This window comes from Ruegeria sp. YTSB088, assembly GCF_059609825.1.
Genome location: NZ_JBXWMM010000006.1, coordinates 162,463 through 177,188, shown reverse-complemented (window position 1 = coordinate 177,188; position 14,726 = coordinate 162,463). Strand labels below are relative to the sequence as shown.

Genomic DNA, 14,726 nt, shown 5'->3' with positions numbered 1-14,726 from the left:
TGTTGCGCAAGAGGGATCAAAGCTGGTCCAACCCGGCGGTCTCAAGCAGGCGTGCGCTTTCTTCTGCAAGCAGCCTTTCCTCGGCTGCCCCTTTGACAGGCACCTTTCCAACTTCAAGAAACAGCGGCGCGGCAAGTGGGGAAACGTGGTCCAGACGCAGCAGGTCGATGCGGTCTCCGATGCGGGCCAGCATCGCCTCGATACGACCGAAGTCAACCAGCCCGCGCATGGCTTCTTCGCGGGTGATCTGCATCAACAGATGATCGGGATCATATTTCAGCAGTGTGTCATAGAGAATATCCGACGAAAATGTGGCTTGCCGTCCGCTTTTACGTTGCCCGCCCGTGTTGCGTTCGATCAGACCGGCAATTGTTGCCGACGCGCGAAAGGTACGCTTCATTACCGCGTTGCCTGCCAGCCAGGTGTCCAGCCCCTCACGCAGCGCTTCGGGTTGAAACAAAGGGCGAGGGTCAGTGACTGCGTCCAGCCCCCAAATCAGCGTGGCATAGTCTGTGGCTACAAACCCCAACGGGGCCAAACCGGTTTCCTCCATTCGCTTTGTCAGCAGCAGGCCCAATGTCTGTTGCGCGTTGCGCCCGGCGAAACCGTAAACGCACAGATGCTCTCGCCCGTCACTTGGAAAGCTTTCGATCAGCAAACGATCGCGCTGAGGCAGGCGAGACACTTGGCGCTGTAAGTCCAACCAATCAGCCGTGTGTGAAGGCAGGTGCGGCCAGTCAGTTTGGGCGAACATGCGCAGAATGCGGTCACTGAGTTGCGTGGAGGTTGCAAACTTCGTACCCGAGAAGGTCGCGATCTTTGGTTTGCGATCTGCGCGACGGCTGACTTCGACCACCATTTCGCGCAGGCCCTCATAGCGCACGATCTGCCCACCGATCAGGAAGGTATCGCCGGGGGTCAGCGAGGCAGCAAAGGCTTCTTCAACTTCTCCCAACGGTTTTCCACCACGGCTGCGCTTCAGGCGTACCTTCAGGGTGTCGGTATCCTGAATCGTGCCCAAGTTCATGCGAATGCGTGACGTTGCGCGAGGATCGCGCAATTGCCATTGCCCGTCGGCACGCTGCTGCAATCTTTGCCAGCGATCATAGGCGCGCAAGGCGTAACCCCCGGTGGCACAGAAATCCAGACAGGCGTCAAACTCGGGTCGCGTCAACTGCGCAAAAGGCCCGGCGGATGTCATCTCAGCATAAAGGTCATCGGCGTCAAAAGGCCCGGCGCAGGCCGCAATCAGAATGTGCTGGCACAACACATCGCGAGGGCCGGGGCCTCGGGGTTCCCCGTCCAGATCATGAGCCTTGGCAGCCTCGAGCGCTGCAATGCATTCGACAACTTCAAACCGGTTAGCAGGTACCAGTAGTGCCTTGGAAGGCGCGTTATAGCGGTGGTTGGCTCGTCCAATCCTTTGCACCAGCCGTTTGACGTTCTTGGGCGCACCGATCTGAATCACCAGTTCGACATCGCCCCAATCAATGCCCAGATCCAGCGAGCCGGTGCAGACTATAGCACGCAAGTCGCCACGCACCATCGCTGCCTCGACCCGCTCGCGTTGCTGTCGGTCAAGACTGCCATGATGGACGCCGATGGGCAGGCCGTCGTCATTTGCCAACCACAGATTGTGAAAGTAGATCTCGGCCTGCGCGCGGGTGTTGTGAAAGATCAGCGTGGTCTTGTGCCGCCGGATTTGTTCCAACACTGCCGGAATCGAATAAGCCGCACCGCCGCCGGACCAGGGCGGCATTTCGGTTGTTTCCAGCATCTGTATGTCCGGGTCCGGGCCGGGGTCGGCCTGCACGATCCGGCAGGGGTCCGGGTGGCGCGCCAGAAAGTGGGCAATCGCTGCGGGGTCTTCGACCGTGGCTGACAAACCAACACGGCGCAGATCCGGGTTGAGACGCTGAAGACGCGCCAGGGCCAGTATCAGTTGATCGCCGCGCTTGCTTTCCGCCAGCGCGTGGATTTCGTCGACGATGATCCGTTGCACGCCGTCGAACATGCGCGGCGAATCTTCGTAAGAGGTCAGCAGCGCCAGACTTTCGGGTGTGGTCAGCAGGATATGGGGCGGGTCGGCCCTTTGGCGTTTCTTCTGTGTGGCTGAGGTGTCCCCGGTGCGATCCTCGATCCGAATAGGCAGGCCGATCTCGTCCACCGGGGTGCGCAGGTTACGTTTGATATCAGCTGCCAGGGCCTTCAGGGGAGAGACATAGATCGTGTGCAATCCGCCATGGCCACCGTCGGCCAGCTCGGACAGGGAAGGTAGAAAACCGGCCATGGTCTTGCCGCCACCGGTTGGGGCGATCAGCAAGGTTGACGGGTCCTTCGCCCGATCGAACATCTCTTGTTGATGTGGGTGGATGGACCAGCCTTTGGTGGAAAACCACGTATCAATCCGAGCGGGAATCTGCGTCATGGTCACAGATTACCCGCCCGGAGGAGGGATTGGCACGGCGTTATTTGACGATTTTCTCGTCTTTGACGAACATATTGGCCCAGGCACGGTCAATCAGGTCCGGGCTCATCTGATAAGGTATGCCCTCGAACTCGCAGATCGAGATCATCTGGTCGATCAGGAAGATCGGCTGATAGTTGGCATAGATATTGTCGATAGTCGGATACTTGACCTTCAGCAGGTGTACCAGTGCCGCCTCGTCTAGTGGTATTCCTCGTTTGCGGGCCACCATGGCGAAAATTTTCAGGAAGTTTTCCTGGTTCGGGCCGTCAATCTTGATCTTGAAGAAGATTCGACGCAAGGCGGCTTGGTCGAAGATCTCGTTCGGGTGGAAGTTGGTCGAGAAGATGACCAGCGTGTCGAAGGGTACTTCGAATTTTTCACCCGATTGCAGGCCGAGGATATCCTTGTTTTCCTCCAGCGGGACGATCCAACGGTTGACCAGCGCCTGCGGCGGCTCGGCCTGACGGCCAAGGTCGTCCACGATGAAGATGCCACCGGTGGATTTCAGCTGCAACGGGGCCTGATAGGTTCGTGCGGTTGGGTTGTAGACCAGATCCAACATGCTGAGCGACAGTTCACCACCGGTTACAACGGTGGGGCGTTCACATTGCACATAGCGGGAATCGAACCGCTTGCGACGGCGCAGGCTGTTGGGATCATCCGGCTCCTGTTGGATCGCCGTGTGAACGATCGGGTCATAAACCGTGATCACCTGCCCCGAGTATTCGATGGCGTAGGGCACATAAACATTATCGCCCAGTGCGTCCCGTACACCGTTCGAGATTGAGGATTTACCGTTGCCCGGGGGACCATACATCAAAATCGACCGGCCCGCGCTGACCGCAGGGCCCAGATGATCCAGCAGGCTGTCGGGTAGGACCAGATGGCCCATTGCACCTACGAGTTGTTCTCGCGTGACCTGAATATTGCGGATCGACTGGCGTTTAACCTGCTCGCGATAGACATCCAGCGGCACCGGCATCGCACCAAAATACTCGGATTGGCTCAGCGCATCCAGCGAACGGGCCTTGCCCGCATCGGTCAGCTGATACCCCATCTCATTGCCGCTATTGGCGTTCAGTGTCCCGGTCGCTTCAAGCAGTTTCTGATCGCGCGCGATGTCGATCAGTTCCTGAGTAACCGAAGTGGGAAGACAGATGGCTTCGGCCACTTCCGACACGGTGCTCGCGTTTTTGCGGAAAATCGTCTTCAGCAGAATATCCCGCATCATTACAAGCGGAAGCTTCATTTCGCCCAGACCCTTGGGGGCAGGGGGGGCCATAACAGAGGAAGTCTGCATATTCATGCGCGGTGCTCGTCCATCAAAATGTCACGCCAAGAACCCAAAAATGGGCGTCTTGAAAAAAATGAACCAGCTTTGTGGCGGGACAAAGGCAGCGAAAAGGCGCGCTGATGATAGTTTACGATCCGAGAACAGTGCCCAAAATCAGGTACATGGCGAGCGATCCGCCCAAGGCGAACCCCATCGGAAACTGTTTGCCTCGATCCCAGCTTTCCCAATGCGGCGCAATGGTGCGCAGCTTTGTGATTTTGGCCAAACGATGAGTGACCACGGCAGCCAGAATGCAGGCGGTCACGATCACCAGCACAATTCTAAAATCGCCGAGCCATACAAACGCCGACGCGGCAGCCAGAAACTTGGCGTCGCCAGCGCCCATGGTGCCTGCAGCATTCAGGAAGATACCAATTACCAGGACCACGACGATATGCAGAAGTTGCCAGAAATAGACCGGCATCGACACGGTGAACGGCCCCAGGTTGCCGCTGATGCCGCCTGTGGACCAGGGTGGGAGGACGATCAGACCTATCACAATGTAAACCAGTGCCAGCGCAAGGACTGCATGGTTCTTGATCCGCATCTCACGCATATCCGTGAATGCCACGTAAAAGCAGATCGGCAGCACAAACGGCAGGAACCAAGCCGCGGCCACTGCAGGTATTTGCATGTGTCAGGCCCCTTCAAGCGCCCGAAGCGAGCGGACTGCCTCGTCGAAATGCTGCGGGTGGGTTGAAATGGCTTCACGGAACAGGTTCTTGGCAGTTGTTATATCGCCCTGTTTGACTGCTGAAATACCCATTGTGTTCAGCAAGCGCGCCCGTTCGACTTGAGTCATGGGGACGACTGGCAGGCTATAGTTGCCTTGCGCTGATCGGGCCAAAACAAGGTTGTTCTTTGCGGTAAACAATGAGTTGTCCTGGCGGACTGCATCCGAGAACAACCGCTCAGCTTCGGCATATTGGCCGCGGGTCAGTTTGGAATACCCCCAGTTGTTCATCACACTGCCTGGACGTGTCGTCAGTCCGACAGCGGTTTCATAGAAATGATCCGCGCGCTTCCACTCTTTCCGGGAATCCGCAACCACGGCCTCAAGGCGATACCGTTTGAAGGTTTCAAAGGTCGGGGGGACCGAATCCAGAACCGTTTTGGCCTGCGACCAGTCTCCGTTTCGGACTAGTGCGTCCGCGTATTCGACCTTGTCCGCGGCATTCGTGCCTTTCATCGTCGTAACGCGCTTCCACGCGGTTACTGCTTCGGTCGTGCGTTTGGCACGGCCCAAGGAAATCGCCAGTCCACGCTGAAGATCGATCCGGTCCGGGTTTTTGAGTGCTGCACCGTGGAAATAGGTCACTGCCTCATTTGGATCAGCGGCGCTCAGAAGCACATCGTTCAGGTTGGTTTCGTCGATTACGTTCACTTCCTGGAATGTGCGTTCAACCTTTTCCTCTTCGGTTTCCTTTGCACAGGCCGAAAGGATCAGACCACTGATAACAACAGTCGGAATCAAGAATTGCTGGCGCATTTTTTGCGTCCTTTACTGCTCTCGCCTCAATTACTGGATCTTGCGTAGCGTGAATTGCCCGTCGCCAAGCTGCTCCAGTGTGTATTCTTGTTGTTCTTGTGGGGTATTATTAACAGGATTTTCCATTTTTGCGAGTGCTAAGCGCAGATTGTCCCGGATTGCGTCACTTTCGCCATTGTCCAACGCATAGGCCCGCTGAAACACTTGCGCGGCTTCAGGGTATTCCTGTTTCTCCATCAGCAGGACACCGAGATTGTTCCACGCCACGGGCCAGTCCGTGTCGTCTTCTACAGCACGGCGCAGCAGTTTTTCGGCCTGACCCAAGCGGCGGAGTCCGACATTCGCGGTGCCCAGAGACGTCAGGACCTGGGGCGTCATACCCTGCTCCAGCGCGGCCCGGGAAAAAGTTTCAAGCGCCAGTTCGTATTCTCCGGCGGCCATCAATCTGTTTCCGACTTTGATGCTGTCCTCGGCCTGACCTTTGGCGTCAATTCCCGGTGCATCCAATCCGTTAGGTGACAGGCTTTCTGTGCAAGAAGCCACCATGGCAAAAACCATGGTGGCCCGGAGCATTCGGCGAAACCCGGAAGGGAAGCACCTGATTTCAGCATTCATATGGTTCTATCCGACCTAGCGTCCAAAACTCGAAATAACGTTCGCCGACGGGCCGATCAGAATAATCAGCAGTGGCGGTACTGTCAGCATCATTGTGACAAGAGTCATCTTGGTCGGCAACTTGTTCGCGGCCTCTTCGGCGCGCATCACACGTTTGTCGCGCATCTCACCGGCGTAAACCCGCAACGCCTCGGCAATCGATGTGCCAAATGTCGCCGATTGGATCATAACGGTTACAAACGAGTTCACGTCCTGCACACCGCATCGGACGCCGAAATCACGCAGGACGGTGTCCTTGTCCTTACCAGCCTTCATTTCATGCGCGACAGTTTCGAATTCCTGCGCGATATCTGGATACGATGCGCTCATTTCACCGGCTACCCGAACAATGGCCTGATCCAGCGACTGACCGGCCTCAACGCAGACGAGCATCAGGTCGAGCGTATCGGGAAAGCCGGCGGTAATCGCTTCCTTCCGTTCTTCAACCCGGCGCGTAATCCAGTATTTTGGTGCGAAATAGCCAATTGCGCCGGGAACAAGCACCCGGATCATCATCTGTGTTCCGGTAAACTCCTGGCCGCCGGAAAAGACTGTGACCAACATAACACCAAGGAAAATGCCAAGGATACCCAAAGAAAACTGCGCAAAGTGAAAGAACCGAACTGAATCCTTCGACCTGTAGCCCGCCTGACGCAGTTTCAGCTCGACGGCCGAATATTCTTCTTCGTTCTTGGGCTCCAGAAAAGTCGCGAACTTCTCAAGCTGTTCGTTTCGGCTTGAGTTTCGAAGCTGCTCTTTTTTCCCCTTTTTCTGCTTTGGAGGGGCAGCATTAGATCTTTGCAGTTTCTTCAGGGGATCTTCCGGCTGCTTCATCATCAGTGTGACAGCGACCAGAACCAAAATCAGGCCAAGTACGCCGACAATGATCAGGGGGCCGAACTCACCCAAGTGCTGGGTCAACAGGTCATTGATGCTGGTCAGGAATTCCATGGTACTGCCCTCAGACCTTGATGTTGGTGATGATTTTCATGACGATCAGGTTCAATGTCAGCAGGATAGCGACAACAAAACACGCGGGAATAAACCAGGGGTGATCCAACACATCGTCGTAATAACCCGGGTCCTTGACCAGAATGAATATCAGACAGGCGACGGGAAACCCGGACAGGAACTTTCCAGACCATTGTGCCTCGGCTGTAATCGCCTTGACGCGACGGAACAGGCGAAAACGAGCACGGATCACCTTTGCCAATCCGGCCAAAATCTCAGCAAGGTTACCGCCAGATTGCTGCTGAATACCCACAGCTACGGCCAGAAAGCGCATATCCTGCATGTCCAGACGTTCAGCCATGTCCTTTAGCGCCTCGCCCACATCGCGACCATAGGCACATTCATCGGCGATAACGCCAAATTCGGTCCCCAGCGGATCCTGGACTTCGTTTGCAACCACTTGAATTGTCGATACAAATGGATTTCCGACACGCAGAGATCGCACCATCAGTTCAACCGCGTCCGGCAGTTGTTCTTCGATCATACCCATTCGTTTCTTGGCCTTGTGGTTGACCCAGGCGTAGACGCCACCGATGCCGATTGCGATGGAAACAACGATGCGCAGTGCCGTGTCCGTAGCGGTGCCGATGCTCAATCCGACAAAGGCCATGGCGGATACCAGACCCATGATCATGATCAATTGACGTGGAGAGAACGCGATTGCCGCCTTTTGCGCCTTGTCTGCCAGCAGTGAGTACAGAGGGATGCTCTGCGACTTCATATGCTGCTGCATCTCTTTGCGCAGCTGTTCCAGCACCTGTTCGCGCCCAGCACCCTTTTCCAGCATGTCCAGACGCCGGTTGACCCGGCTGTTCAGGCTGATGGACTTGCCGAAGGCGACAAGATAGATGCCCTCGACCAAGGCAAGAACCCCCACAAAGATGGCGACATAAATGATCGCCTCCATAGGCAATTGCATACCTGGTTCTCCTACATTGTGGTTGGGTCGTAGATGGACGCTGGCAAATCAAAGCCCCATAGACGGAAGCGTTCCGAATAGTGGCTGCGCACGCCGGTCGCGGTAAAGTGTCCGATGATCTTGTTGTCGGGTGTCAGGCCAACGCGTTGAAAACGAAATATTTCCTGCATGGAAATCACGTCACCTTCCATCCCGGTGATCTCGGTGATCGAGGTCATCCGGCGCGAACCGTCCTGCAGACGACTGGCCTGCACGATCAGGTTGACAGCCGAAGCGATCTGACTACGGACGGCTTTGATCGGCATTTCGATCCCGGCCATGGCGATCATGTTTTCCAGACGTGAAATACCGTCCCGGGCCGAGTTGGCGTGGATCGTGGTCATCGATCCGTCGTGGCCTGTGTTCATGGCTTGCAACATGTCGATAACCTCGGCACCACGTGTCTCACCAACGATGATACGGTCAGGACGCATACGCAGGGCGTTTTTCAGACAGTCACGCGGACTGACCTCACCTTTGCCTTCCACGTTGGGCGGGCGGCTTTCCATCCTGCCCACATGCGTCTGTTGCAGCTGAAGTTCCGCCGTATCCTCGATGGTCAGAATGCGCTCGGCGTCGTCTATGAAACTGGACAGGGCGTTGAGCGTGGTCGTTTTACCTGAACCCGTACCCCCAGAAACGATGATATTCAGCCGGGTGGACACGGCGGCCTGCAAATAGGCGGCCATTTCTTCGGTGAACGCCCCAAAATTGACCAGATCGTCAATGCCCAGCTTATCTTTCTTGAACTTACGAATGGAAACAAGCGATCCGTCCACCGCAATCGGTGGCACCATAGCGTTGAAACGCGAGCCATCGGCCAGACGGGCGTCAACATACGGGTTGGATTCGTCAACTCGACGGCCCACGGCGGACACGATCTTGTCGATGATCCGCATCAGGTGCTTTTCATCCTTGAAGGTAATATCGCTGATTTCCAGCTTACCGGAGCGTTCCACAAAGATCTGTTGTGGACCGTTCACCAGAATATCGTTGACCGTATCGTCCTGAAGCAATGCTTCAAGCGGCCCAAGCCCCGTTACCTCGTCATAAAGTTCCTTGTTCAGCTGGGACCGGTCTTCGCGGTTCAGAACAATGTTTCTTGTTTCCAGAACTTCACTGGCGATTGCACTGATTTCAGCACGCAACTCCGATTCGCCAGCGTTCTCCAGTGCTGCCAGGTTCAGGTTTTCGAGCAACTCGCGGTGTAGTTCGATCTTGATCTCGCCCAGCCGCTCTTTGCGTTTCCGATCCCGGTCCGAGCTTGCGACCTCACCTGCAATCTTTTTCACAGGCTTGCGGGCCACGGCAGTCGCAACAGGTGTCTCTTGCGCTGTGGACGCCTCAGTTTCGGGCGGTTGCGCCGGCGTTTTGACGGGCTGCGCTATGGGCTGCTTTTTGTATCTTGAAAACACGGCTTATCCCCCCTTGGGATGATGTTACGCAGCTTCTTCGGCACTGCTGCCAAGGCTGTGAAGCGACTTTGCCAGCTTTGCGATTTCCCGGCGTAACGGATTCTTGGCGGCCGCATTTGCCAGAGGCAGGCCGTGATCCCCACTTTGCATGACCGGTTTGCCGCCATCAGGCAGTAGCAGGTCGATGGAGATACCAAGGCTTTCCCCCATGCGCTTCACACGGCTTTTTCCGTTCAGGTCGGTAAACTTCGGCGCCCGGTTCAATGCAAAGCGCAACTTGTTGAATGGCAGTTCCTCTACCTGCAAAGCACGCTTCAGGCGCAGGGCATTCTGGGCGGACCGCATGTCCAGCTCAATCATGGCGAAATACACATGGGCAGCCTGCAAAACTGTTTCAGACCACAGGACAAGCGTCTTCGGCATATCAACAATGACGTAGTCGAAATGCGCGCGCGCCACGTCGATCACGCGTTGAATGTCTTCCGGAGTAATCAGGTCCAGCGGCACCATATCAGAGGGGGCTGTCAAAACCTGCAATTTTTCTTCATATGTTTGAAGAGCTTGCGAGAACACTTCGCTGTCCATCGCATCCGTGTCCGATAACATTTCAAACACTGTTTCCCGCCGCGGCAGGTCCAGGTAGGTGGAAACAGTACCGTATTGCAGGTCCAGATCGATCAGGCAGACAGTTGGCGCGTCCTTGTCAGAGGCACATGCCAGTTCCCAAGCTAGGTTAACGGCCAGCGTCGTCGCTCCGACACCACCTGCCAGGCCCTGAACGACAAACAAGGCGCCTTCCTTTGATTCGCCACCCGCCAGAGGAACGGCAGCCGCTTGCGCCACGGCAACCGGGTCTGGCTGCTTCATACGCTCAATGGCTTCCTGCAATTCACCTTCCGGAAGAGGGTAGGGCACAAACTCGTCCGCGCCCTTGCGCAGCAGTTGGTGCAATGAAGCCGGAGTAACGTCCTCGGCGATCAGAACAACTTTTACTTTCTTTTCATTTGCTTGGGTAATTATCTCACCCAGCAGGGAAAGGTTGTCTTCATCTTCTCCGTCGATAGCCAGTGCTACGAATTCCAGAGTTTCAGCTTCGGGTTGGCTAAAAAAGGCCAACGCTTCTGCAAACCCCAGATCTCCCCAGCGCTCACCCAAGATGGCTTCCATGTCTTCGATCAGAAGGTCGAAATTCTGAACATCCCGACTGATGGTGCAGGCCAAGATTGCAGTATTGTCGTCTTGCGGCGTCGCGCTGGTCATAAACACTATCCTCGTCGTGAGGGCTCAGCATGTCATATGAACGAATTCCGCCAGATTGATGTGCTGTCGCCCCAATACGGTCAATTTTGGCCGCAGGTCACCCTATTGTTCACAAAGTTGCTCTGAAGTTGGGCAAGAATTGGGCGCAAAAGAACCAATTGTAGGGAAATGGGCGACGATGTCGCCCATTTCGCATATATTATTCACCCGCATCAGAGGCGTCTGTCGCGGTCACCTGTTCAATCGTGCTCTTCCACGTCGCGCTTTCAACGTATTCGCGGTAAATGACGTTGGCGTATTTGCCATCAAGCAGTTGCGGGTGACGGTCAACAAAGCCGGAAACTTCCGTTACAGTGCGGCGGTTGCGGCGATCCCGATTCGGTGTTGCAATCAACGGCTGCGTTTTTCCAAAGGATACAACGGCTTCAAGACGTGAACGCGAGATTCCTTGCCGTTCAAGGAATGCGACCACCGCTTGTGCGCGGCGCATCCCAAGACTCTTGTTGTAGCTTGTTGAGCCTACGGCATCCGTATGTCCATAAACGCGAAACCGTGCCTCGGGGAACTGTTTGATCCAGTCAGCCTGCTGCAGCAGAATGCGTTGAGCTGATGCGTCCAGTTGCGAACTGTTGAAGGCAAAGTTCACTTGACTCGGCACATCTGCGGCAAATCTGCGACCGAGAATCTGAGCATATGTCAACTCGCCGTTTTGAACCTGCATATTGTTCAATGTCGCGTTTCCGAAGGTTCCGGCATCGATCTCGTATCCGGCCTCGCGCGTACATGCGGTAACGGCGACCGTAAGACCCAGTGTGATGATCCACTTCTGCATTGGTCCTATCCTCCTGATCAATCTAGGACGTAGCCGTACGAGCTGCCGAAATCCTGTTTGGCAACTTCGGACGCTCCACCGGCCCCGGGACGCTGAGTGCGTGCGACCCGACCATTCACGAACAGGTCAAATTCACTGGGCGGTTTGACACGATCAGTGGGTAGGGCAAGTGCCTCGCCACGTGTTGGGGTCACCAGATGCGCAGTGATGATAATCACAAGTTCGCTTTGAGCGCGTTGATAGTTCGCACTGCGAAACAATGCGCCTAACACCGGAACATCTCCTAGCCACGGAACCTGATTGCTGAGATCGGTGAAATCATCCTGAATCAGTCCTGCTATGGCAAAGCTTTCCCCATCGCGCAGTTCAATTGTAGTCGTGGCACGACGAGTGATGAAGCTGGGAACAGAATCGCCGTTGATCGTAAAGTCCGAGCTTTGATCGATGCTGGAAACGGCAGTTCCCATTTCAAGGTTGATCAGGTTACCATCCACAACACGTGGGATGAAGTCCATCTCGACACCGAAAGCCTTATATTCAATAGCTACGACGCCATCATCCTGTGGTACTGGAATCGGAACTTCGCCGCCTGCCAGGAACGTTGCTTCTTGCCCAGACAGAGCAGATAGATTCGGTTCGGCTAGGCTGCGGGCCAACCCCTTGCTTTCAAGCGCTTCCAGCAACAGGCGGACCTGCGTTGAACCCGCGCCAAACCCAAACAAGATCGCACCAGTGTTTGTTTGAACGTTAGGGATGTTGTTCGCGATAGCGTTGTTCAGCGAAAGCTGGTTGTTGAGCGTGTTGAAACCACCAGTAATGTCACCGCCACCGAAGCCAAGCGACGCTGTCAGGTTTTTGGCGACGGTGCGATTCATCTCGGCGAAGCGTACCTTCAGCATAACTTGCTGCACGCCACTAACGGACATCAGGTTCGAAACACGTTCCGGCGCGTACCGTTCAGCCAATTCAAGTGCGCGGGCCAGTTTGGCTGCACTTGAAACCGTGCCGGATAGCACAATCCCATCATTGGCGGTACGCACTTCCACCTGCTCGTTTGGCAGGATCTGACGCAGACGTTCCTTGAATTCCGTAACATCCGGTGCGACCCGGACGCGGACATTGGCCAAAAGATTGCCCGCGCCGTCAAACAGTGTCAGCGTGGTCAGGCCCGGGGCCTTGCCCAGAACATAGATTGTGCGCTCGGACAACGATGAGATGTCTGCAATGCCGGCATTGGCAATGCTGAGCTCTGCGAAAGGTTGTTCGCTTTCTACGACGATTGCGCGGTTCATCGGGACGTCCAGTGTTTCCACAGTCCCTTTTTTCACCACGCGCAAAGTTTCAGCCCAGGCGGTGTCGCCAATGGGGCCCATAACAAGCGACAACCCCAGCAGGGTTGCGCTGATCCAGGTACGTATTGTCATGTGACCTGCCTCTCCGATCACGCCTCGTTTTTTGGGTCTTATGCCCTATGGGAGGAGAGACTGCGCGAAATCCGAATTTATTGCAATAATCAATGGTTTCCGTAAGTTTCCTTATGTGGGGAATTGGCAACATCCGCAAAAAAATGAGCCGCACCAAGGGCACGGCTCTGAACCTGTAACGTTCTGAATTGGCGTCAATTTGTGCAGGGGATAGGCACATTTACGATTTCGCCACCGCGGCGAATACGTGTTGTGCATACCCTTTCGGCTTTTGCCTCTGGCTCTGGCGCTGCTTCTTGAATTCCCAACAGCTTGCGCTGATCCACTTCAATCGTAGAGGCAACGGACTCATCCTGTACCCCAACCAAAGCCAGGGAAAGACGCCCCGTGTTCTGAGCCTGTGCCAGTGCCGCGACCTGTTCAGGCGTGGCTGCGACCGTGACTGTACGTGCAATGGTTGTGTTGGCGACGTCTGAACCGGCGGTCTGGTCGACGGCAATGAGCTGCACGTTGGTTTCGATCAGGCGGGTAATTCCGCCGCTGTTCCCTTCGATGGTTCCACTGGAACCGGTCCAATAGATGTCGACACTGTCGCCGGGCCGCAGGAATCCGGAAACACCCGAAGCCACGTCAACGCTGATTGCGAAGGCGCGCATACCTTTTTCCAGGCGTGACGTCAGCCCGGCTTTTTCGCCCGGACGAGTGATCTTGACCTCCATGATCGCTTCGTCTTTTTCCATTGCCCTCAAAACGAAACGTTCATTTGCGCCGCTTTCGGGGAACAGGGCTGTGAGCTCGGTGAATGTACCTTCGGGGATCGCGTTTTCCGGCCAGTCAACAGCGCGGATATCTTCCTCTGTCAACGGCTCGCCGTATTTCAGAGCGCGACTCGACACAAAGACAGTGACAGTCGGAACGACATCAACTTTGGCATTGGCCAGCGCTTCTTCTGCCGCTTGTTTCTGTCGCGCCAGTTCGCTTTGGTAAGCCGCAATATAGTTGCGCGCCATGTAAACGGCGCCCCCAGCCAGAGCAACGCCGACAATCAGGACAAGTCCGAATACCGCTCGCATACATGCACCTCTTTCTTATTTAGTCGAATACTAAGCGGCCAAAGGGCCGCTTTGAAACAGCCCAAGTGTTAAATGTAAATTGTGTCGAAATGTGGGACAAAAATGTCTGCTTGTTAGATTCTGCGTCAGCTTTCGCACAATTCCACAAAAAGCTGCCGACATTTCCTTGCGGCAGGCTGGACCAGGAACAACAAAACAAACGCCGCGCCCAAAAGGGTCGCCGCGTTTATTTGCCCTACACGTTCACCAATACGCTCAGGGAAAGCGGGTGAATGTGAAAACTCGCTGCGGTTCAGTTGGTTCCCGCTGTGACGAGGCCGCCGGGGGCGGTGTTTGAGCCGGTGCTGACAACAGAGGAACTCATGGCTTGGTTGACATTACCGCCGATACCATCAACACTTGAGCTGATGACGAGGTAGGTCGCTCCTGACAGACCGATGAGCACTGCGGTCAAAACCACCCAGTCAACGGTCACCGCTCCCGTTTCGTCCGATTTGAACCGATTAAGGAACTTTAGCATCTACTTATCTCCAATACGACAATTCGGTGTTTTCCTTAACGTTGCCTAAAAGTGGTTCGTTCGGATGGCGGAAATCAGGCCAAAAATTGATTTCGGTGGAAATATCTAAGATTCCACACTTTTTCACGTGTTCTTGTTGCGGAGAGACCTGCACAAGGGGCGCGATTAATTCGGCGGTGCTCCCAGCGCGGCGCGCAGGCTATGTTTGCTAGCCTATATTTAAGTCTCGGAATATGTCAGTGCTCCTGAAACAAAAAAAGACCGCACCGGAAAGGCGCGGTCTCGAA

General features: G+C 55.4%; 13 protein-coding genes. All 13 read right to left on the bottom strand.

The features are described 5' to 3' along the window. Positions 1 to 16 precede the first annotated feature (16 nt). A complete protein-coding gene (locus tag AC2FFA_RS11665) occupies positions 17 to 2,428 on the bottom strand; it encodes a ligase-associated DNA damage response DEXH box helicase (protein ID WP_496684062.1) in 2,412 nt (803 codons plus the stop codon). 40 nt (positions 2,429 to 2,468) lie between these two features. Continuing rightward, positions 2,469 to 3,776, bottom strand: a complete 1,308-nt coding sequence (locus tag AC2FFA_RS11660; RefSeq protein WP_117869723.1) for a DUF8689 domain-containing protein — start codon at positions 3,774 to 3,776, stop codon at positions 2,469 to 2,471. A gap of 115 nt (positions 3,777 to 3,891) precedes the next feature. After that, positions 3,892 to 4,437 carry a prepilin peptidase gene (locus AC2FFA_RS11655; protein WP_117869722.1) on the bottom strand — a complete coding sequence of 182 codons (546 nt, stop codon included), beginning with the start codon at positions 4,435 to 4,437 and terminating at the stop codon, positions 3,892 to 3,894. Positions 4,438 to 4,440: 3 nt separating this feature from the next. After that, positions 4,441 to 5,292 carry a tetratricopeptide repeat protein gene (locus AC2FFA_RS11650; RefSeq protein ID WP_496673807.1) on the bottom strand — a complete coding sequence of 284 codons (852 nt, stop codon included), beginning with the start codon at positions 5,290 to 5,292 and terminating at the stop codon, positions 4,441 to 4,443. 30 nt (positions 5,293 to 5,322) lie between these two features. Further along, positions 5,323 to 5,865, bottom strand: a complete 543-nt coding sequence (locus AC2FFA_RS11645) for a tetratricopeptide repeat protein (RefSeq protein WP_496851780.1) — start codon at positions 5,863 to 5,865, stop codon at positions 5,323 to 5,325. 57 nt (positions 5,866 to 5,922) lie between these two features. Further along, entirely contained in the window at positions 5,923 to 6,897 is a 975-nt protein-coding gene (locus AC2FFA_RS11640) for a type II secretion system F family protein (protein ID WP_117869720.1), read from the bottom strand. Positions 6,898 to 6,907: 10 nt separating this feature from the next. Continuing rightward, on the bottom strand, positions 6,908 to 7,876 hold the full coding sequence (locus AC2FFA_RS11635) for a type II secretion system F family protein (protein WP_117869719.1): 969 nt from the start codon (positions 7,874 to 7,876) through the stop codon (positions 6,908 to 6,910). A gap of 11 nt (positions 7,877 to 7,887) precedes the next feature. Then, positions 7,888 to 9,330 (bottom strand): TadA family conjugal transfer-associated ATPase, encoded by a 1,443-nt coding sequence (locus AC2FFA_RS11630; RefSeq protein WP_117869718.1) that lies wholly within the window; start codon positions 9,328 to 9,330, stop codon positions 7,888 to 7,890. A 24-nt stretch (positions 9,331 to 9,354) separates the two neighbouring features. Further along, positions 9,355 to 10,590 carry a CpaE/TadZ family protein gene (locus AC2FFA_RS11625; RefSeq protein ID WP_496851779.1) on the bottom strand — a complete coding sequence of 412 codons (1,236 nt, stop codon included), beginning with the start codon at positions 10,588 to 10,590 and terminating at the stop codon, positions 9,355 to 9,357. Between the two features lie 199 nt (positions 10,591 to 10,789). Next, a complete protein-coding gene (locus tag AC2FFA_RS11620) occupies positions 10,790 to 11,422 on the bottom strand; it encodes an OmpA family protein (protein WP_496851778.1) in 633 nt (210 codons plus the stop codon). A gap of 17 nt (positions 11,423 to 11,439) precedes the next feature. After that, complete coding sequence (locus AC2FFA_RS11615; RefSeq protein WP_496851777.1) at positions 11,440 to 12,846, bottom strand: type II and III secretion system protein family protein; 1,407 nt, start codon at positions 12,844 to 12,846, stop codon at positions 11,440 to 11,442. Positions 12,847 to 13,040: 194 nt separating this feature from the next. After that, positions 13,041 to 13,919 carry a Flp pilus assembly protein CpaB gene (gene cpaB, locus AC2FFA_RS11610; protein WP_496851776.1) on the bottom strand — a complete coding sequence of 293 codons (879 nt, stop codon included), beginning with the start codon at positions 13,917 to 13,919 and terminating at the stop codon, positions 13,041 to 13,043. A 292-nt stretch (positions 13,920 to 14,211) separates the two neighbouring features. Beyond that, entirely contained in the window at positions 14,212 to 14,439 is a 228-nt protein-coding gene (locus tag AC2FFA_RS11605) for a hypothetical protein (protein ID WP_496851775.1), read from the bottom strand. Between the last annotated feature and the right edge of the window lie 287 nt (positions 14,440 to 14,726).

Bases quoted from the DNA above. Each gene is read 5' to 3' on its own strand.
- cpaB (WP_496851776.1), bottom strand. From the start codon at position 13,919: ATGCGAGCGGTATTCGGACTTGTCCTGATTGTCGGCGTTGCTCTGGCT.
- AC2FFA_RS11665 (WP_496684062.1), bottom strand. From the start codon at position 2,428: ATGACGCAGATTCCCGCTCGGATTGATACGTGGTTTTCCACCAAAGGC.
- AC2FFA_RS11650 (WP_496673807.1), bottom strand. From the start codon at position 5,292: ATGCGCCAGCAATTCTTGATTCCGACTGTTGTTATCAGTGGTCTGATC.
- AC2FFA_RS11605 (WP_496851775.1), bottom strand. From the start codon at position 14,439: ATGCTAAAGTTCCTTAATCGGTTCAAATCGGACGAAACGGGAGCGGTG.
- AC2FFA_RS11655 (WP_117869722.1), bottom strand. From the start codon at position 4,437: ATGCAAATACCTGCAGTGGCCGCGGCTTGGTTCCTGCCGTTTGTGCTG.
- AC2FFA_RS11645 (WP_496851780.1), bottom strand. From the start codon at position 5,865: ATGCTCCGGGCCACCATGGTTTTTGCCATGGTGGCTTCTTGCACAGAA.
- AC2FFA_RS11660 (WP_117869723.1), bottom strand. From the start codon at position 3,776: ATGAATATGCAGACTTCCTCTGTTATGGCCCCCCCTGCCCCCAAGGGT.
- AC2FFA_RS11625 (WP_496851779.1), bottom strand. From the start codon at position 10,590: ATGACCAGCGCGACGCCGCAAGACGACAATACTGCAATCTTGGCCTGC.
- AC2FFA_RS11620 (WP_496851778.1), bottom strand. From the start codon at position 11,422: ATGCAGAAGTGGATCATCACACTGGGTCTTACGGTCGCCGTTACCGCA.
- AC2FFA_RS11635 (WP_117869719.1), bottom strand. From the start codon at position 7,876: ATGCAATTGCCTATGGAGGCGATCATTTATGTCGCCATCTTTGTGGGG.
- AC2FFA_RS11615 (WP_496851777.1), bottom strand. From the start codon at position 12,846: ATGACAATACGTACCTGGATCAGCGCAACCCTGCTGGGGTTGTCGCTT.
- AC2FFA_RS11640 (WP_117869720.1), bottom strand. From the start codon at position 6,897: ATGGAATTCCTGACCAGCATCAATGACCTGTTGACCCAGCACTTGGGT.